13 protein-coding genes are annotated in these 18,968 nt (G+C 61.9%); 3 read left to right on the top strand and 10 right to left on the bottom strand.

Features of this window, described 5'->3' with window-relative positions:
• The first annotated feature begins 84 nt into the window (after positions 1–84).
• Positions 85–666 carry an SPRY domain-containing protein gene (locus K420_RS20570; protein ID WP_157275106.1) on the top strand — a complete coding sequence of 194 codons (582 nt, stop codon included), beginning with the start codon at positions 85–87 and terminating at the stop codon, positions 664–666.
• Positions 667–834: 168 nt separating this feature from the next.
• Here K420_RS20570 and istB read toward each other — a convergent pair whose 3' ends face one another.
• Positions 835–1,635, bottom strand: coding sequence for an IS21-like element helper ATPase IstB (gene istB / locus K420_RS0114295; RefSeq protein ID WP_456297580.1), 801 nt, complete (start codon positions 1,633–1,635; stop codon positions 835–837).
• Positions 1,625–3,121, bottom strand: coding sequence for an IS21 family transposase (gene istA, locus K420_RS0114300; RefSeq protein ID WP_157275146.1), 1,497 nt, complete (start codon positions 3,119–3,121; stop codon positions 1,625–1,627). Before istA ends, istB begins: the two co-directional genes overlap by 11 nt.
• Positions 3,122–3,285: 164 nt before the next feature.
• On the opposite strand from istA, the gene K420_RS21090 reads away from it, so the two are divergent.
• Positions 3,286–3,621: an SPRY domain-containing protein gene (locus K420_RS21090; RefSeq protein WP_027458668.1), complete on the top strand. Its 336-nt coding sequence runs from the start codon at positions 3,286–3,288 to the stop codon at positions 3,619–3,621.
• 54 nt (positions 3,622–3,675) lie between these two features.
• Here K420_RS21090 and K420_RS0114310 read toward each other — a convergent pair whose 3' ends face one another.
• The 6 genes from K420_RS0114310 to K420_RS0114335 form a co-directional block, all read right to left on the bottom strand.
• On the bottom strand, positions 3,676–5,436 hold the full coding sequence (locus tag K420_RS0114310; RefSeq protein WP_157275107.1) for a transposase-like zinc-binding domain-containing protein: 1,761 nt from the start codon (positions 5,434–5,436) through the stop codon (positions 3,676–3,678).
• A 204-nt stretch (positions 5,437–5,640) separates the two neighbouring features.
• Positions 5,641–5,850, bottom strand: a complete 210-nt coding sequence (locus K420_RS0114315; protein ID WP_027458670.1) for a DUF3460 family protein — start codon at positions 5,848–5,850, stop codon at positions 5,641–5,643.
• Positions 5,851–5,899: 49 nt separating this feature from the next.
• Positions 5,900–6,133, bottom strand: coding sequence for a DUF3567 family protein (locus tag K420_RS19115; protein ID WP_035854852.1), 234 nt, complete (start codon positions 6,131–6,133; stop codon positions 5,900–5,902).
• An 86-nt stretch (positions 6,134–6,219) separates the two neighbouring features.
• On the bottom strand, positions 6,220–7,503 hold the full coding sequence (locus K420_RS0114325; protein ID WP_027458671.1) for a Glu/Leu/Phe/Val family dehydrogenase: 1,284 nt from the start codon (positions 7,501–7,503) through the stop codon (positions 6,220–6,222).
• Between the two features lie 11 nt (positions 7,504–7,514).
• A complete protein-coding gene (gene putA / locus K420_RS0114330; RefSeq protein WP_027458672.1) occupies positions 7,515–11,105 on the bottom strand; it encodes a bifunctional proline dehydrogenase/L-glutamate gamma-semialdehyde dehydrogenase PutA in 3,591 nt (1,196 codons plus the stop codon).
• 10 nt (positions 11,106–11,115) lie between these two features.
• Positions 11,116–11,598, bottom strand: a complete 483-nt coding sequence (locus K420_RS0114335; RefSeq protein ID WP_027458673.1) for an Lrp/AsnC ligand binding domain-containing protein — start codon at positions 11,596–11,598, stop codon at positions 11,116–11,118.
• 394 nt (positions 11,599–11,992) lie between these two features.
• On the opposite strand from K420_RS0114335, the gene K420_RS0114340 reads away from it, so the two are divergent.
• Entirely contained in the window at positions 11,993–13,120 is a 1,128-nt protein-coding gene (locus K420_RS0114340) for an aminotransferase class V-fold PLP-dependent enzyme (protein ID WP_027458674.1), read from the top strand.
• Positions 13,121–13,132: 12 nt separating this feature from the next.
• On the opposite strand, the gene K420_RS0114345 is transcribed toward K420_RS0114340, so the two are convergent.
• Positions 13,133–15,331, bottom strand: a complete 2,199-nt coding sequence (locus K420_RS0114345) for a putative bifunctional diguanylate cyclase/phosphodiesterase (RefSeq protein WP_035854854.1) — start codon at positions 15,329–15,331, stop codon at positions 13,133–13,135.
• A complete protein-coding gene (locus K420_RS19820; RefSeq protein WP_051453151.1) occupies positions 15,331–18,840 on the bottom strand; it encodes a PAS domain S-box protein in 3,510 nt (1,169 codons plus the stop codon). The genes K420_RS0114345 and K420_RS19820 overlap by 1 nt, the downstream gene beginning before the upstream one ends.
• Positions 18,841–18,968: the final 128 nt, after the last annotated feature.

Here is an 18,968-nt window from a genome sequence, read left to right on the forward strand (position 1 = left end):
CCGCAGCACCGGGCCAATAATGCAAAAAGCCGGTCGATTCGACTAGGCGTTAAGTTATCGTGTTGAAATATTTACGCCAATGGCATGACCGCATCTGATTTAAGGCAGGCTTCTTCGGAAGCCTGTTTTTTTTGGGCTAAGCAAAGGTTATTAACCACTTTCGGGGCGCCAGATTTGACGTGCGATGCCTATACAACAGACATTCAATCTGTTTTGGGACGCCAAATGAAACCAACCCTAATTAAACCGCTAGTTGCCGCGCTTGCGCTTGGCGCAAGCGTGCCCGCAGCACTCGCCGCTATATCCTATCAATACCGCATGCCAGTGCCAGGACTGACCGTCAACGCAGTAGTTACCCCGTCAACACCGCAGGTTCCTTCCCTTGTTGGAGATGGCGTCAGCACGGTGGGCGGCTGCACCTCGGGAGCTACGGGGTGCGCCACCTGGAATCCAACCGATAGAACAAGCGCAACGACCTTATCAGCGGATAACTTAGTGGTTCAGTTGCCTAATCGAACAATCGCCGGGGGAATTCGGGCTACCGTAGGCAAGACGACAGGAAAATGGTACTGGGAGCTCACTATTCGGTCCACGGGTGCTAACAATTTCGGTAGTTTGGAGCCGATTTACAGCGAAATTGGCGTACTTCTGTCGGCGCGCGTTTAAATTTGACCACCTGTGCGCGTTGAATTTTGACCAGGTGTGATAGCCGCCTGACATAGGTTGGCTTGTGGATAAGTGTAGCTCAGAACAACTGATTTCCGAGCCACGACGAATGCGTTGGGGAAGCCGTGGAGGACGAAGTCCGGAACGGATTTCCCAACGCGGCCCCGATCAGAACGGATCTGCTTCGGGTGGATTTCCCCGCTTGCTCTGCTCCCGTGCCTTGATCCTCGACTTGGCAGTGGCCGTGCTGTGCCGGAAGCGAAACGACTCGTTGCCCGTTTCCACGATATGGCAGTGATGCGTCAGCCGGTCGAGCAAGGCGGTGGTCATCTTGGCATCACCGAAGACGCTCGGCCATTCAGCGAAGGTCAGATTGGTCGTGATCATCACACTGGTGTGCTCGTAGAGCTTTGAGAGCAAGTGGAACAGCAAGGCGCCACCGGCCTGGCTGAACGGCAGGTAGCCCAACTCATCGAGAATGACCAGGTCCATACGCAGCAGCCCCAAGGCAATCCGCCCGGCTTTGCCGGCAGCCTTCTCCTGTTCCAGCGCATTGACCAGATCGACTGTCGAGAAGAAACGCACCCGTTTGCTGTGATGGGTGATGCCCGAGACACCCAGCGCCGTGGCCAGGTGCGTCTTGCCGGTGCCCGTACCGCCAATGAACACGACGTTCTGGGCTTCCTCGGCAAAGGAGAGGTCGGCCAGTTGCCGGATCAGCTTCTGATCCACTTTCGATTGCTCGAAGTCGAATCCGGCCAGATCACGATGTACCGGGAAGCGGGCCGCATGCATCTGATAGCCAATCGAACGCATCACGCGATCCGTATGCTCGGCTTGCAGTAGATGCTCGATCAGCCAGCGGGAGGCTTCGACACGGCTGCCACCGTTGGCTGTCAGTTCCTCCCACGCACCGGCCATGCCGTGCAGACGCAGTTCCTTGAACTCGCTCATCAGCTCACGCATGATCAGTCACCTCGGTACGCAAGCGGTCATAGCGGCCAGTATCGGCAATCGGCACTTCGCTGAGGGTGAGTGGCGTTTCCACCGGTGGCGGCATGGGACCCGACTTCAGGCGGTTGAGCATGTTCTCGATGTGCTCGGCACTGGGTAGGCCGGACTCCAGCACCAGATCGACGGCGACCAGCACCGCTTCCAGGTCAAACTGCGCAATCGCTGACAGCACTTTGGCCATCACCCGATCCCCACCTTCCCGGCGCAGGAGCAAGTTGCGTAATCGTTGCAACGGTTCCGGCATGTCGGCAAACGGCGCACCGTTTCTCAAGGCACCGGGCTTTCGTTCAATCAGCGGAATGTAGTGCTGCCAGTCGTAGAGGGTTTGCTGGCGACTGAAGTTGCGGGGATGACTGGCCACCCGAGTATCGTGCGCCACAATGTCGATCCGCTCTGGATAAAGACGCAGGCTGACGGCCTGGCCCACGAGTTCGCAAGGGACCGAGTAGCGGTTGCGATCCAGTGTCACCAGACAAGTGCTCGATACCTTGCCCAATGTTTCGACATAGCCATCGAACGGCGCCACCATCGGCATCAGGCTGGGTTGCTCGTGTTCGAGCATCTCGGCCACCGTCAGATCGGCGTACTCGGGATGACGCAATTCCTGCCACAGCCCCCGGCAGCGCTCGAGCAGCCAAACGTTCAGTTCGGTGAACGAACTGAACCGTTCCTTACCGGCATCCTGCCAGAGCCGCAGCCGACTATCCTGGACGTTCTTCTCGACAACGCCTTTCTCCCAGCCGCTGGCGACATTGCAGAAATCCGGATCAAACAGGTAGTGGGAGGCCATCGCCGAGAAGCGCGAATTGACGATGCGGGATTTGCCTTTCTGCACCTTATCGACGGCCGTCTTCATGTTGTCGTAGATGCCGCGTCGGGGAATGCCGCCCAAGGCAGCAAACGAGCGGGTGTGGGCATCAAACAGCATTTCGTGACCTTGCGTCGGGTAGGCTTGAACGACAAAGGCCCGACTGGCGCAGAGTTTCAGATGTGAGGCAAGTATCTTCCGCCAGACGCCGCCAATGACCAGATGCTCTTCGCTCCAGTCGAACTGGAAGGCTTCGCCCAACTCGAAGTGGAGCGGAACGAAGGCTTTACTGACGGCTGCACCGCCATCGGCCCGCCAGCGCCGGATGAACTCGGTGACCCGGCAGTAGGTGCCGGTGAATCCGGCAGCCTGCAATTCGCCAAAGAGTTTCAGCGCGGTACGCCGATCCCGTTTCGGGCGCCGGGCATCCGCCTCCAGTGCCTTGATCAGGCGCGCCGCATACGGGGCAATCTTGACGTTCGGGTTCTGCCGTTCGTACCTCGGCTCCGTCCCTTCCGGTGTCCGTAACCAACGTTTGACGGTGTTCCGGCTATACCCCGTCTTCCGCGAAATCTCGGACAGCGACAGGCCATCCCGATAAAACAACCGCCGAATCCTTCCCAGATCCTTCATGGTGATCATCTCCTAAAATCCTGCTCAAAAAATGAGCGGACGAGTTAATCACCCTGGTCAATTTTCAGCGCGCACAACCTCGCTTTTCTGGTCAGTTTTCAACGAGCGTCAACATACTTCCGTTACAAGCGGCTATTAGCGAACGTATTTGCAATAACGCAGGCTTGGGCTATGCGTGGTTTACATATGCTTGGACAACCAACGATTACCGGAGCGTAAAATGTAAGGATAGCTACAGCGGGTATGTCCCCTACGGTAGCCCCGTATATGTAAACGGTGACGTTATCGGAGTGCTCCTGGACATGGACAGCCACACGCTGGAATACTCTAAAAACGGGGTCCGGCAAGGCGTCGCCTTTACGGGAATTACCGCTAGAGCCTATTACCCTGGCGTTACAAAAGATGCCAACATGAAAAATCTGATGGTCGTGGAGGCCAACTTCGGCCAAGCTAATTTTCAGTACCCGGTGCCTGCCGGCTTCAACGCAGGCCTCTGGTAGCCAGCCGGCGCGAGCGAAGGTCACAAGCCATTTTAACTAGCTGCTGGACTGGGCCTATGCTTCGAAATACAAAATATCTTCAGGTTCATACGCTTTGCTCACCAGCCCCAGGCGCATAGCAGGTGTTTTCTTATCCTTGCCCGTCACTTCGACAAAGTTATGCATAACCCGGTAGATGTCCAATAGCTTGCCTACCATTGCCGGGTTGTAGGGGTTATAGCCGTACCACGTCCGCCGCCCCTTGCTCGCCGTCAGTAAGGGGCGTTCTAGCGGATTGATGCTGCGTCGGATGCGCTGGAAGAAGTTGTCGATGGCTGAAAGGCTCGCCTTCAGAAAGAGACGAGCTTGATGCTCTTCTTCGTAATCAGGCTTCTCCCTACGCAGGTCAGTCAGCCAACACATGGCCTTAGCTGGCTCTAGCATCGTTGGTAACGGATGCGATGCCCAGCGGTCTTCCCATTTGCCGATGGCCTGCGCTTGCGCTATGGCTTCGCGCATCAGCAACACCTCTATCGCCGCGTCCGAGAGCTTGTCGTTTGCCGCCTTCGTCTTCTTGAATTCGGACAATGACCGATTGACGAGGGCGCGCTTCTTGTCGACCGTCATCTCCTTGGCTATGCGAACGAAGAACGCATCGACCCGTTTCTGTTGGATGTCCTCGGCAAACGCGGCAAAGCAGGCTGCTCGTATGCCCGAATCTTGGTCAAGAAAGAATCGTAGCTTTTCGACTCCGGCCAGTTGTTGTTTCAAGAACTGGAAATGCCCGTAAAGCGAATATTCCTCACGCACTTGCATCCCCGCCTTCTCCGGCAGCTTCTGGTCCTCGTCCTTGAGTTCCGATACCTCGCTATCTTCGCGTGCTCCAGCCGCTTCATAGGCATCTCCGATAAGGTCGGGCAGCGCATTGCTGACCGGACCTTTGGCCGCCTTTGCCGCCTTCCGGCTGCGCTCCTTTGCCGCGTCCTGCAGGGCTTCTTCGTAATCGGAAGCGAGCCAGAGCCGAGCATACTTTCGGTGAGGATATGGCAGCGTCTGGTCAGCTACGTCGGCAGCGTCTTGCTCGATAGTCACCGGGTCTCGTTCGGGGTCAAAATTCAGATGCATGCCGAAAACGTAGCCTGTGGTGTTATCCGCACTACCCACCGCCCGTAGGATAATGTTTCGGCGGTCGTTGTCCCGGCTCCAATTCACCATGTAATCCTGACGGTCCACGCTGATGTAGAGGCGGGAGCGAGCCAACGTCGGCAGTTCCCGCTCGCGAGCAGCAGCGAAGGCCATACATTGCCGGTGCAAGAAGTCGATTTTTCCGTATAGAGTGACTGCGTTAAGCCCAGTGACCTTGGCAATACGGCGAATTGGCATCTTGTTGGTCAGGGCCAACAGGATGGTCTTGTTGAGGTGAGTGATACGCTGCTTCTTGGTGGCCCGGCCACCCACTGCAAACGTCCGTTTACAGTGCTTGCAGCGGTACCGAGGTGTTCCGGCGTTGGTTACCCCAAAGCGATAATAGGCATTCGCGGTAGAAACCGGCACAGCGTGGTTGGCACACTCCGCATTGGGGCAACTCGCTGGTTCGGACGGCAACAGGTAGCGCGCAAAGCGCCGATATTCCTCTACCACGGCCAGGTTGCTCTTCAGAGAGAAGGTCTCTTCGCAGAGCAGACACTTCAGTGCCGGGCGGTTCTTTCCCACCCCAACAAGCGAGTAAGCCGTGCCTGGAGTTGTTGCTAGTTCCGTGCCCTTGCGCCGGGTGTGCTTAACGATGTTCGCCGGAACCCCGAAGTTGGCACAGGCTGGATTTTTGCAGAAATTCACGTCCAAACCTGCTACGGCAGGTGGCACCGGTGTGGCCTTGGCGGCCGAGTTCGACGCGGAAGAATTTACTGCCAATGAAGAATCCCCTATAAGTCATTGAGACCTATAGGGGATTTTAATGATTCGTTACCGAGTTTTCAACACGATAACTTAACGCCTAGGTCGATTCGACCGGCTTTTTTGTGCCTTGCTCGCTGCGGCGCGTTATTCGCCGAAGAAATTCACGTCGTACGGATACGGTTTCTGGGGCACCTTCGACTCGGCGTTGCGCACCGTCGTCTCGACATCCTGCTTCTTGTCCCACCACAGGGCGCGACCAGCTTTCTGGTCCTCGACCCACTCGGGGTGCTTTGCCAGTTGTTCGTTCATCCAGTCCTGATGGTCGGACGTATACGTCGAATTGACCTGACCCATATCCTCAAATCCCTCGAAAGTTCAAAGCAATGGGCGCGATTCTAGCATGTCAGTGGAAGACGATGGGGCGCGCTTCACCGGCACAGTAGCCATCGAGAAACGCGTCGATGGTTTCCTCGTCGCGCTCGGCTTCCGGGATTTCCTCGATGGCCAGGCGGAAGTGCCGGGCATGCGGCCCGTGCAGGAAGAGAATGCGGCCCGCCGACTTGTCCAGCAACTCGAAACCCATCAGTCGCGGGTAGGCCAGCACCGAGTAATGTTCGCTGTTGTAGAAAACGTTCATGGCACAACTCCTTTCACGATCCCCACAGCCCTATTTACGGCCAGCCACCCGCTTTCTCAAGGGAATCGGCTGAAATTTCGTGCCGCTTACGGATAGAGCCCGCGTGTCGCCCGCGCCGCCAGCACCCGGCTGCAACCGATCACAAAGGCTGCCGTGCGCAGCGACAACTGGCGCTCCTTGGCCAATTGCCAGACGGCCGCAAACGCCTCGGCCATGATGCGGTCGAGACGGGCGTTGATTTCCTCCTCGCTCCAGAAAAAGCTGGAAAAATCCTGCACCCATTCGAAGTAGCTGACCGTGACGCCACCCGCGTTGGCCAGCACGTCGGGAACCACCGTCACGCCCCGCTCGGCCAGGATAGCCTCGGCTTCCGGGGTAGTCGGGCCGTTGGCACCTTCGACGACGATGCGTGCCGCGACCTGCTCGGCGTTGTAGCGGTTGATCTGCGACTCCAGTGCCGCGGGCACCAGGAACTCACAGGGCAGCGCCCAGAATTCGGCGTTGGCCAGGGTTTGCGTATCCGGTGCGCCCTGCAGGGTGCCATTCGCTGCATGAAAAGCCTTGAGGGCCGAAACGTCCAGCCCGACCGGGTTATAGACCGTGCCGCTGACATCCTGCACGGCTATGACCTTGGCGCCGGCCTGGGCGAACATCCGGGCACTCGCCTCGCCGACATTGCCGAAACCCTGCACAATCACGCGCGCCCCTTCGATCGGCACATTGAGCCGCCGCGCCGCCTCGCGGGCCGTGACGAAGACGCCGCGCCCGGTAGCATCCTGCCGGCCGAGCGAGCCGCCCAGTGCCAGTGGCTTGCCGGTGACCACGCCGGTTACCGTGCGCCCTTCGCCCATCGAATAGGTATCCATCATCCAGGCCATGGTCTGCGCGTTGGTGTTCATGTCCGGGGCGGGAATATCCTTGTCCGGCCCGATCATCGAACTGATTTCGCTGGTGTAGCGGCGAGTCAGGCGTTCCAGTTCCGAGGCATTGAGGTGGCGCGGATCGACCCGTATGCCACCCTTTGCCCCGCCGAACGGCACATTGACCACGGCGTTCTTGATGGTCATCCAACCGGACAGTGCCATCACTTCCGACAGCGTCACGTCCTGGTGATAGCGGATGCCGCCCTTGCCCGGCCCGCGCGAGGTGTTGTGATGCACGCGATAGCCTTCGAAGTGGGCGATCTCGCCACTATCGAGACGGATCGGCACATCGACGATCAGCGAGCGCTTGGGCCGGCGCAGGGTTTCCACCCAGGGTTGCAGTGCCGGCTCCACCAGCGGTGCAACCTGTTCGATCTGGTGCAGAAAAATGCGCCAGGGGCCGATGTTTTCGGAGGAAATATAGGAAGGCAGTTCGGTCTGCGTCATGGTCTCACCTTTCATGCACCAAGCGTCATCAGGGTGGTATTGCCGCCGGCTGCGGTGGTGTTGATGCTGACCACGCGTTCGACGACCATGCGATACAAAGGATAACCCTCGGCCGATTCCGTGAAAACCGGGATCAGCGGGCCATCTTCGGCAGCCACACTGAACCGCAGGGCGGGATCGTCGCTGGCCAGCAGCACACCAGCCAACCCCGACAAGGCCTGGCGGGAACGGAACTCGATCCGGATCGCCAGTTCCGGCGGCAAGCGGGCCGCCACATCGCGCGACAAGGTCGTATCGACCAACACAGGCCGGTTGCCGGTGGCCAGCACCGCCGCCAGTTGCCGCAACAGCCCATCTTCCTGCGCAGCAACACACAACATGCGCCCGCGCGGAGCAAAGCGCAGTTCGTTGCACTCGCCGGTCGGGCCGGGCAAGACAAGCCGGGTCTGCAGCAAACTATCCTCGGCATATCGGGTGCATAGCTGGGCGAGATCGTGCCGATGGCTATCGACAGCCCATTCGGCAAAACGCTGGAAAAGCAGCGGCGGATCGCACAAGCCATCCGCCTCGCGTTGGCTGAGCATGGCCGGCAAGACCTGCCCATGCTCGGCCAGGCGATGCAGGTAGAGCGGCCCGCCGGCTTTCGGCCCGGTGCCGGACAAGCCCTCGCCGCCAAATGGCTGGACGCCGACCACGGCACCGACCATATTCCGATTGACGTACAGGTTGCCTACCTGCGCCCGCTCCCGGATGGCCTCGATGGTTTCATCGATGCGGCTGTGGATGCCCATGGTCAGGCCGTAGCCGGCGGCGTTGATCTGTTCGAGCAGGTGCGGCAGCTTGTCGCCACCGAAACGCAGGACATGCACCACCGGGCCGAACACCTCACCGTGCAGATCGGCCAGTGCGTCAATTTCGATCAGGGTCGGTGGCACGAAGCAGCCGGCGGCACAGTCGGCCGGCAGGGGCAACTGGAAAACAGCCCGACCCAGGGCGCGCATACGGTCGATGTGGGCCAGCAGGCGGCGACGGGCCTCCTCGTCGATGACCGGGCCGATATCGGTGCCCAGTTCGGCCGGGTCGCCAATGCGCAACTCCTGCATCGCCGCCTTCAGCATGACGAGCGTGCGGTCGGCAATGTCGGTCTGCAGGCACAGCACGCGCAAGGCGGAGCAGCGTTGGCCGGCGCTGTCGAAGCCGGAAACCAGGACGTCCTGTACCACCTGCTCGGGCAGCGCCGACGAATCGACGATCATGGCGTTCTGCCCGCCCGTCTCGGCGATCAGGCGCGCCCCGCCGCGTTCGGCCAGGCTGCGGTTGATGCGCTGCGCCACTTCGGTCGAGCCAGTGAATACCACGCCCTTGACGCGCGGATCGGCCACCAGTCGTGCGCCCACCGTTTCCCCAGGGCCGGGCAGGAATTGCAGCACTTCGCGCGGGATACCGGCCTCGTGCAACAAGGTGACAGCCAGACCGGCGATCAATGGCGTTTGCTCGGCCGGCTTGGCGAGCACCGGGCTGCCGGCCGCCAGCGCCGCAACCACCTCGCCCATAAAGATGGCGAGCGGAAAATTCCACGGGCTGATGCAGACCACCGGCCCAGGCGCTACTCCGGCATCGGCAAAGGCATCGGAGAGCAGTTGCTGGGCGTAGTAGCGGCAAAAATCGACCGCCTCGCGCACTTCACCAACGGCATTACCCCAGGTCTTGCCGGCCTCGCGCACGCACAGCCCAAGCAATTCCGGCCGGTGCGCCTCGAGCAGATCGGCCGCCCGCAGCAGGATGGCAGCCCGTGTCGCCGCCGGAACGGCATGCCACCCAGGTGCTGCCCGCTCGGCATTGGCCAGTGCCAGTTCCAGCGTCGGCCCGTCCGCATCGAGCACCCCGCCGAGCACGTCACTGCGACGGGCCGGATTGGTGATGGGCAAGCCCTGGCCGTCGGGCGTGGCGCCCGGCACCAGCGGCCCGACTTGCCACTGGCGTGAGGACAGCACATGCAATTGGTCGGTAGTGGCTGAGATGCTGCACTCGTCGGACAGGTCGAGGCCCTGCGAATTGACCCGCCCGGCACCGTAGATGCCGCCCGGCAACGGAATCGCCGAATGCCGGCTACCGCCGCCCAGCCGGGCTTGCGCCAGGGGATCCTCGACCAGTTCGTCGATGGACACCGCCGCATCGACGATGCGATTGACGAAGGACGAATTGGCACCGTTTTCGAGCAACCGACGCACCAGATAGGGCAACAGGGTTTCGTGCGTACCGACCGGTGCGTAGATGCGGCAAGGCCGCCCGGCAACCACCACGTTGTCGTAGAGCGGCTCGCCCATGCCGTGCAGGCATTGGAACTCGTAGTCATCGACGCCACGCGCCCGGGCCATTTCGGCCACCGTCGCCAGGGTGTGGGCGTTGTGCGTGGCGAACTGGGCAAAGATTGCATCCGGTGCGGCCAGCAGGCGGTCGGCACAGGCCAGGTAGGAGAGATCAGAATGCGCCTTGCGCGTGAAAACCGGGTAGTCGGCCAGGCCATCCACCTGGGCGCGCTTGATTTCGCTATCCCAGTAAGCGCCCTTGACCAGGCGAACCATGAAGCGACGGCCGGTGCGGCGAGCGAGGGCGATCAGCTCATCGATCACGAACGGGCAACGCTTCTGATAGGCCTGCACGACAAAGCCCAGGCCATCCCAGCCGGCCAGCGTGGCATCCTCGGCCAGCGCGACGAACAGGTCGAGCGACAGCTCCAGGCGGTCGGCCTCCTCGGCGTCGATATTGAGGCCGATGTCGTATTGGCGTGCCAGACGGCACAAATCGGCCAGGCGCGGCAGCAGTTCGGCCATCACCCGGTCGCGCTGGCTGCGTACGTAGCGAGGATGCAGGGCCGACAGCTTGACCGAAATGCCCGGCCCGTCCTTGACGCCCCGCCCGCCACTGGCCGCGCCAATGGCGTGGATGGCCGTGCTGTAGGCCGCGGCATAGCGTGCAGCATCAGCTGCTGTCAGCGCCGCTTCGCCAAGCATGTCGAAGGAATGGCGATAGCCGCGCGCCTCGTTGTTTCGGCTACGCGCCAACGCCGAGGCGATGTCCTCGCCCATCACGAACTGCTGGCCGAGCAGGCGCATCGCGAAATCGACGCCACGCCGGATCAGCGGTTCGCCGCCCCTGGCCAGCAGGCGGTTCAAAGCGCCGCCCAGCGCGTTGTGCGATTGGGTGGCGACCAGCTTGCCGGTCAGCATCAGGCCCCAGGTGGCAGCATTGACGAATAGCGACGGGCTGCCGCCGAGGTGCGATTTCCAGTCGCCCCGGCTGATCTTGTCGCGGATCAGGCGGTCGGCAGTGGCCGGGTCGGGAATGCGCAACAGGGCTTCGGCCAGACACATCAGGGCGACGCCTTCCTGGCTGGATAACGAAAACTCGTGCATCAGGTGATCGACGCCGCTGGCATGGCTGCGCTGTTGGCGAACGGCGGCCACCAGGCGCCGGGCTTCGGTGACGGCCGCCGCACGGTCGTAAGCCAGGGCTGCCACCTGATCGGCCAGCCGATTGACGCAAACAGCCTCGTCGGCCCGATAGGCGAGGCGCAAGGTGGCGCGGATTTCCGTGCTCATGGCCCCCTCCTCAAGTCTGGGGCTGCAAATGGCCCAGGCTCAGCGTGCCCGAGTCCTTGACCTCTTCCATCACCGGGTAGCTGTGCGTCTCGCGGATACCCGGGATGCCCGACAGTACGGCGCCGAGGAAGGTGCGATAGGCCGCCATGTCGGGAACGCGCACCTTGAGCAGGTAGTCGTAGCCGCCCGCCACCATGTGGCATTCCTCGATTTCCGGGATGGCCCGCACGGCTTCGCGGAAGGCCTCGAACACGCTCTGCGAGGTGCGCTCGATGGCGATCTGCACGAACACCGTCAGCCCCAGGCCGAGCGCCTGTGCCGACAAGCGGGCGACATAGCCGGTGATCAGCCCGGCCGCCTCCAGCGATTTGACACGCTCCAGGCAAGGCGTGGCGCTGAGGCCAACCTGCTTGGCCAGCGCGACATTGGTAATGCGGCCGTCGGCCTGCAAGGCGGCGAGGATATCTAGATCAATCTGATCGAGTTTGTGCATGCAGTCCTCCAATGAGTTCGTTTAGCCAGTCGCCCGGCGGCAGGCAGCGGGGATATCCGCCCAGCAACCCGGCCAACCGGGCACAGCCAACACCGGCCGCAACCGACAACCAGAACAGTGACTCGCTCTACCATGGCACTCTCCGCTGGTGATTTATGCACTTCATGACGCTGTTTGCAGCAGCTTATTTGGGAAGAAAATCAATTACAAGAATCTTCAACCAAATATTTTGTAGTTTTAAAAACACCCACCCAACGAATAACAACCCGGCAGGCGAATTCACTTTTTTAAGGAAAATATACAGAACAATCATCTTTTTTGGCGCCCATTGGCACAGTCACTGGACTAGGCGTTATGCTGTGCCACCGCACTCAAACCATGGAGAGAGACAAGCGTGAGCGCCCTGCTATCCCACCCCGATCCCGATGGTCTGCTCGAATACTCGGTGGTCTACACCGACCGCGCACTCAACCATATGTCGCAGCGTTTCCAGGGCGTGATGAAGGACATCTCGCGCCTCCTGAAACAGGTCTACAACGCCCAGGCTGCCGTCGTCGTGCCGGGCAGCGGCACCTTCGGCATGGAAGCCGTTGCCCGCCAGTTCGCCACGGATCAAAAGGTGTTGGTCATCCGCAACGGCTGGTTCAGTTTCCGCTGGACACAGATTTTCGACATGGGACGCATCCCGCAAAGCGTCACCGTCCTCAAGGCCCGCCAGATAACGAACGGCGCGCAGGCCCCCTTCGCCCCCTGCCCGATTGACGAAGTCGTCGCCACCATCCGCGCCGAGCGGCCGGCTGTCGTCTTCGCACCACACGTCGAAACGGCCTCCGGCATGATCCTGCCCGACCACTACATCCAGGCGGTTGGCGCCGCCGTGCGCGAGGTGGGCGGCCTGTTCGTGCTCGATTGTGTGGCCTCCGGCACCGTCTGGGTCGACATGCTGGCCAATGATGTGGATGTGCTGATCAGCGCTCCGCAAAAAGGCTGGAGCGCCTCGCCGTGCTGCGCCCTGATCGGCCTCGGCGAGCGTGCCCTGGCCCGGATCGAGCAAACCACCAGCACCAGTTTCGCCTGCGACCTGAAGAAATGGCTGCAGATCATGCAGGCCTTCGAAAACGGCGGGCATGCCTACCACGCCACCATGCCGACCGATGCACTGGCGGCCATGCGCGACGTGATGCTGGAAACCGAGGCCTACGGCTTCGCCCGGGTTTGCGAAGAACAACGCGAACTCGGCCGGCGCATCCGCCAACTGCTCGAATCGCGCGGTTTCCCGAGCGTGGCGGCAGAAGGCTACCAGGCGCCGGGCGTGGTGGTCAGCTACACCACCGACCCGGATATCCAGTCCGGCAAGAAATTCCTCGCTGCCGGGCTGCAAACCGCTGCCGGTGTGCCGCTGCAGTGCGACGAGGGACCGGATTTCCGCACGTTCCGCATCGGCCTGTTCGGTCTGGAAAAGCTGCACAACCCCGAGCGCACCGTCGCCAACCTGGCCCAAGCGCTGGATTCGCTGGGCTGACCCCGGCGCGCTTCAGGCGCGGCCTTGCTTCACGAAATCCAGCAAGGCATCTGCCGCGAGGGGCCGGGAAAAGAGGTAGCCCTGGCCCTCGTCGCAACCGAGTTCGCGTAACGTCTGGCGCTGAGCCTCGGTTTCGATGCCCTCGGCGATCGTCTGCAGGCCCAGTTGCGAGGCCAGTTGCAGGACCATGCGGGCGATGCCGCTATCCTCGGCGACACATTGCTCGCCGCTGACAAAGGCACGGTCGATCTTGAGCCGGTCGACATCGAGGCGGCGCAGGATGCTCAGCGAAGAATAACCTGTACCGAAATCATCGATGGCGACAGCCACGCCGACCCGGCGCAAGGCGACCAGCTTTTGCTCGATCAGCGCAAAGTTCTCGATGGCGACCGATTCGGTCAATTCGATCTCGACCGCAGACGGTGCGACTTGGCAGGAGGCAATGGCCGCCTCCAGTTTTTCGACGAAATCCGGCTCGCGGAACTGGACATGCGACACGTTGATGGCCATCCGGAAATCGCTGATCCCCTCGCTGTGCAGGCGCGCCAGGAATTGCAGGGCGCTGCGCATGACCCAATTCCCCAGCGCGACCATCAGTCCGGACTGTTCGGCCAGCGGAATGAAGCGGTCGGGCGGCACGAACTGCCCTTCTTCCGTCTTCCAGCGCAAAAGGGCCTCGGCACCGACCACGCGACCGGAGGCGAGGTCGATGAAGGGCTGGTACTGCAGGAACAGGTAGTCGGCCGAAAAGGCCTGACGCAAGCTGTTGAGCAGCCGCATGCGATCACGCGCCTCGATGGCATGGGCCGGCTCGTAGAACATCGCCTTGCCGCGCCGGAAGCTCTTGGCCTGCTTGAGCGCGACGCCGGTATTCTTCATGATCTCGACCGCCCGCTCGGTGTTGCCAACGAGCGAAATCAGGCCGGTGGTGGCCGACAGCCGCAGATCCTGGTCGTTAACGGAGAATGGCTGGGCAAAGACTTGGGCGACATGCTCCGGCGTCACCTCGTCGGCATTGCCGAGCAGGCCGAAGACGTCGCTGCCGACCCGGGCCACGGCAACCGATAGCGGGAACGCAGCGCGCAGGCGCTTGGCCACGGCCTCCAGCACCTGATCCCCAAACGCCTGGTCGAGAATGCTGTTGATATCCGAAAAGCCGTCGATGTCGACCAGCGCGACGCGGTCAGCGGAGGCCGGCCGGCACTCGATCAGACCGATGAAGCTGTTGCGGTTGGGCAGGCGAACGAGCAAATCCTCGAAAGCCAGGTCATAGACCTTTTGATAGAGCTGGACGTTTTCGAAGCCCACCGCAATATTGCTGCAGAAGACCTCAAGCAGCTTGCGATCGACATCGCTCAGGGGGTGATAGATATCGACGAAGGCGGCCAGGGCGTGGTTGCCCGAGGTCGAGAAATACAGGCAGGTCGATTTTTCGAAGGTGTGCTGTCGCTTGCCCAGCGCATCCTCCAGCACCTGCCGGACCCGATCGTCCGGAATGCTGTCGAGCGACTGGCCGATCCATGCCGAGTAACGCCCGGCCGCGGCGAGGACATAAGGCGAAACCCCCGCCACACTGGCGGCAGCGCAGACCAGTCCCTCCTCGCCGATGCCGAGCAAGGCGCACAACTGGGTGACGACACCCTCGGCAAAGCGGCGCAAACCTCTCGGCCTGCTCAATTCCATCGTCGCGTTGACGATCATTTCCAGCCCCCGCCGGTTGGCCTCCAGCTGGTGGATCTGCCAGTACGAGCGAATGGCGACCGTGATGCTGGTGTAGAGCCGGACGCGGGTGAGTTCGGACTTGGTTTTGTAGTCGTTGATGTCGTAGAGGCGGATCGTCTCGATTTCCGGCGCGTAGCCGGGCTGGCCGGTGCGCAGGATGATGCGCGTGGCCCGATTGCCCAGTTCGTCGCGCAGAAAACGCACCAGCCGCAGCCCGGCATCCTCGGTTTCCATCACCACGTCGAGCAGCACGACGGCGATGTCGTCTTCCTGGCGCAACAGCGTCTCGGCTTCGGCCGCCGACCGGGCATGCAGGAAGCTCAGGCTGCGCCCCTCGATGATCACATCGCGCAGGGCAAGCAGCGTCACCTCATGGACATCGGGTTCGTCATCGACGATCAGGATGCGCCAGGAAGCAGCAGCCGCATCTCCAGGGCGCTCCGCTTCATCGACAAAGACGAGAGGTTCGTCGCGGTCTTCCAGAATCATTACATCTCCCTGTTCTGCTCACTGGCCGTCGAAACCGCTAGCTCGCCATTCGGCTGCGGCGCCACCTGCGGCAAACGCACAATGAATCTTGCACCCTGTCCGGGGGTGCTGTCGACATCGATCCGCCCGCCGAGCAGATCGACCACCAGGCTGAACACGACGTGCAGGCCGAGCCCCGACCCACCCTGGCCGAGCCGGGTGGTGAAGAAAGGATCGAAGATGCGCTTCCGGTGCTCCGCCGAAATACCGCAGCCATCGTCGGCCACGCTGAGGACGATCCAGCCCGGCTCGGCGGTCTCGGCCCTGATCAAGACCTGGCCGCTGTCACGCCCGTCGAAGGCATGGATCAGCGCATTGTTGATCAGGTTCATCAGGATCTGCCCAAGCGGCCCCGGGTAACTGTCGAGCACCAGGCCGGCCGGTACCTCGTCAATGATGCGGAAGGGGGTGCGGCGAATGCTGGGCGCCATTGCCAGCATGATTTCACGCACCACGTCCTGCAGGTCGAAGGGGCGCCGCTGATAGCTCGACTGATCGACCGCCAGTTGCTTGAAGCTGCCGATCAATTCCGCCGCCCGGTACAGGTTGCGCTCGACGATCTGCCCCGCTTCGCCCACCACGCCCACGAAGCGGTCGAGCGCGCTGCGCGTCAGGCCGCTCGCCACCTTCTCGGAAAAACGCCGCTGCTCGTCGAGCAAGGTGCTGGATACGGTGACCGCATTGCCGATCGGCGTGTTCAGTTCATGCGCAATGCCCGCCACCAGGGCACCCAGCGAGGCGAGCTTCTCCGCCCGCAGCAGTTCGTCCTGGGCTCGCTGCAGGTTGCCGAGCGTGGCCTCCAGTTCCGTGTTGGCCTGCGCCAGTTCGCGAGTACGCAACACTACCCTGGCTTCAAGCGTCGCATTCAGATCACGGATCTCGGCTTCGGCCTTCTTGCGCTCGGTGATGTCGCGCACCACACCAATGATCAGCGCCCGACCTGATTCCTCGAAAGCACTGAGCGAAACCTCGGCATCGAAGAGGCTGCCGTCGCCCCGCGTATGCACCCACTCGAAACGCTGAGGCTCGCCGGCAATCGCCGCACCCACACGGTCCATCGCCAATTCGCGCGACGATGCACCGTTGGGCTGGGTCGGCGGCGAAAAGGCATCCGGCAACTGCCCGATGAAGCGCTCGCGCGTACTCCCGAACATGCGCAGCGTCGCCTCATTGCAATCGGATATCTTCCCCTCATCGAACAAAAACATCGCGTCGTTGGCATGGCTGACCATGAAGCTGAAGCGGCGCAGCTTGCGTTCGGCCTCCTGGCGCGCCAGCTCGGTCTGTCGCTGGAGCGTGATGTCTTCCTGCAGCATGAGCAGCAGATCCCGGCCTTCGACCTGCACCCGCCGGGCGCCGACGCGGCAGATCAGGCGGCTGCCATCGCCGCGCACGAACTCGGCCTCGTAATCGGCGACCTGGCCTTCCCGCTCGATCAGGCCGACGACCTGCCGGCGATCTTCTTCATTCACCCAGAAATCGATCTGCCGGCCGTTGCGCCCGAGAATTTCCGGCAACGTGCGCTGGAACTGCCGCAACCAGGCCTGGTTGGCATCGACCACCGTATAGTCGTGCGCCATATCGGAAACCAGCATGGCGACTGGCGAGGCGTTGAAAATGGCGTGCCGGGTTTCCTCGCTGGCCCGCAGTTCGGCTTCGGCCCGGCGGCTGTCGGTCACATCGACATAGGCGACGATCATCGCCTTGCCCTCGCCGGTCTCGATCCGGTCGGCATACAGGATGTGCTGGCGCAAGGCGCCATCCTTGCGCCGCAGTACCACCTGAAAGGCATGTGCATGGCCGGTATCCAGCACGCCCTGGATCATTTGGCGGCGTTCATCCGGATTGACCCAGATGCCCAGCACGTCGCCGCCCCGCCCCTCGGCCTCCTCCGGCAGGAAGCCGAATGCCGCATACCAGGCATCGTTCCAGTGCGTGTGGCCGTACTGGTCGCGCTCGGGGATGAAGGACATCGGCACCGGCGCCAGCTGGAAAAGGGCGGCGAAATTCGCTTCGCCCTGGCGAATACGCGTCTCGGCCAGCTTGAGCTGCGTCACATCAACCGAGACGATCAGTGCTGCCGGTACACCGTCGAAGTCGATCAGGCGGCTGGAATACATGCTCCAGCGATCCTCGCCCTGCGCTGTCCGCAAATGGATCAGCTCGCGTTCCAGGCTGCCTTTCTCCAACAAGGTCTCGCGGTGTGCCATCACATCATTATTGTCGGCCAGCACACCGAGCGCCTGGCCGGTATGCCCGATCACCTCGGCCCGCGACCGTCCAATCTTGTTCAGGAAGACGTCGTTGGTGTCCACGATAACGCCATCGGTTAGGCGCGTGACGATGACCGACTCCGGGAAAGCCTCGAAAATCGTGCGCAGCCGTGATTCCGAGGCGGAAAGGTCAGCCACCAGGCGATTATAGGAGGCGGCCATGGCGGCAAATTCACCACTTCCCCGTACGGCCACCGGGGTCGGCACGGCACCGTCCCGCATGGCCTCCTGAACCCTGGCCAGGGCCTGCAGGGGGCGCAACACCAGGCGCTGCATCATCGCCACCAGCAACAAGGCAGCCAGCACGACGAAAAACAGCTGCGCCCAGCCGAGATACTTGGCCTCCCGGTAGGCGGCGAGCAGATCGGCCTCCGGCTGGACGTAGGCGAGCAACCAGTCTGTGCTGCTCATGCGCGAGGCGTAATAGCGATATTGCTCGCCGTGCACGGTATAGAGGCCAGCGACCACGCCAGCAGGCGTCGCCTTGCCTTGCAGCGCCGCGAGCAGTGCGGCCGGATGGGCCGCCTGTTGCCCATTGAGCAGATGGTCGCCCGAGGCGGGCTGCGCAAAGCCATCGACCAGCACCTGCTCACTCCCGTCGAGGAGAATGAGGCGGGCGTTGTTGCCGGGCAGACGAACCAGCAAAGGCCCCAGCATTTGATCCAGATGGAAGGTGGCCAGCACGACGCCGGCCGCCTGCCCCGCCAGCGGCGTGCCCATGATGACCAGTGGCCGGCCGCCATCCATCACGACACGGGGCATGGCGAGTGCCGGCGCCCCCCGTTCACGATAGTCGCGGTAGGCGTCCCGGATGTACGCCGGGGTGCTCTCTGACCCGCCTGCGGCGATGATGCGACCATCCAGCATGAACAGGTAAATGGCCTCGACATCCTGCAGGTTGGCCTTCCAGGTATCGAGGTCGGCCTGGACATCGAGCGGTTTTGCATGCGCCAGGGTCCGCGATGCAGCCAGCAGACGCAGGCTGCCCAGCGGCTGCCGCAACGCCTGGCCGAACACGTCGTCACGCCGGGCAAGAATACCCGTCGCGTCGCTGCTCAGGCGATCGTCGATCGACTGGTACCAGCGGCGCATGGTGTCGGTAACCGCCAACAGCGCAACGATGACCAGCAGAATCAGAACCAGCAGGATGCGGCTATGGACCTTGATGATGTGTCTCCACGCCCGCCAGTTGGTCAAGCAGGCATTATTTTTGACATTTATTTGCCAAATGTACTACCAACTATCAGCAGCTTCAACTGGAATCCATTCCCCAAACAACGGAATAAATCGGCCTCCCAGCCCTCGCGCCAACCCGCGCCGAAGGC

Source organism: Dechloromonas agitata is5 (genome assembly GCF_000519045.1).
Classification (GTDB): domain Bacteria; phylum Pseudomonadota; class Gammaproteobacteria; order Burkholderiales; family Rhodocyclaceae; genus Azonexus; species Azonexus agitatus.

Excerpts from the sequence above, each read along its gene's own strand:
- K420_RS20570 (WP_157275106.1), top strand. The coding sequence starts at position 85 with ATGACCGCATCTGATTTAAGGCAGGCTTCTTCGGAAGCCTGTTTTTTT.
- istA (WP_157275146.1), bottom strand. The coding sequence starts at position 3,121 with ATGAAGGATCTGGGAAGGATTCGGCGGTTGTTTTATCGGGATGGCCTG.
- K420_RS0114315 (WP_027458670.1), bottom strand. The coding sequence starts at position 5,850 with ATGGGTCAGGTCAATTCGACGTATACGTCCGACCATCAGGACTGGATG.
- K420_RS19115 (WP_035854852.1), bottom strand. The coding sequence starts at position 6,133 with ATGAACGTTTTCTACAACAGCGAACATTACTCGGTGCTGGCCTACCCG.
- K420_RS0114325 (WP_027458671.1), bottom strand. The coding sequence starts at position 7,503 with ATGACGCAGACCGAACTGCCTTCCTATATTTCCTCCGAAAACATCGGC.
- putA (WP_027458672.1), bottom strand. The coding sequence starts at position 11,105 with ATGAGCACGGAAATCCGCGCCACCTTGCGCCTCGCCTATCGGGCCGAC.
- K420_RS0114335 (WP_027458673.1), bottom strand. The coding sequence starts at position 11,598 with ATGCACAAACTCGATCAGATTGATCTAGATATCCTCGCCGCCTTGCAG.
- K420_RS0114345 (WP_035854854.1), bottom strand. The coding sequence starts at position 15,331 with ATGATTCTGGAAGACCGCGACGAACCTCTCGTCTTTGTCGATGAAGCG.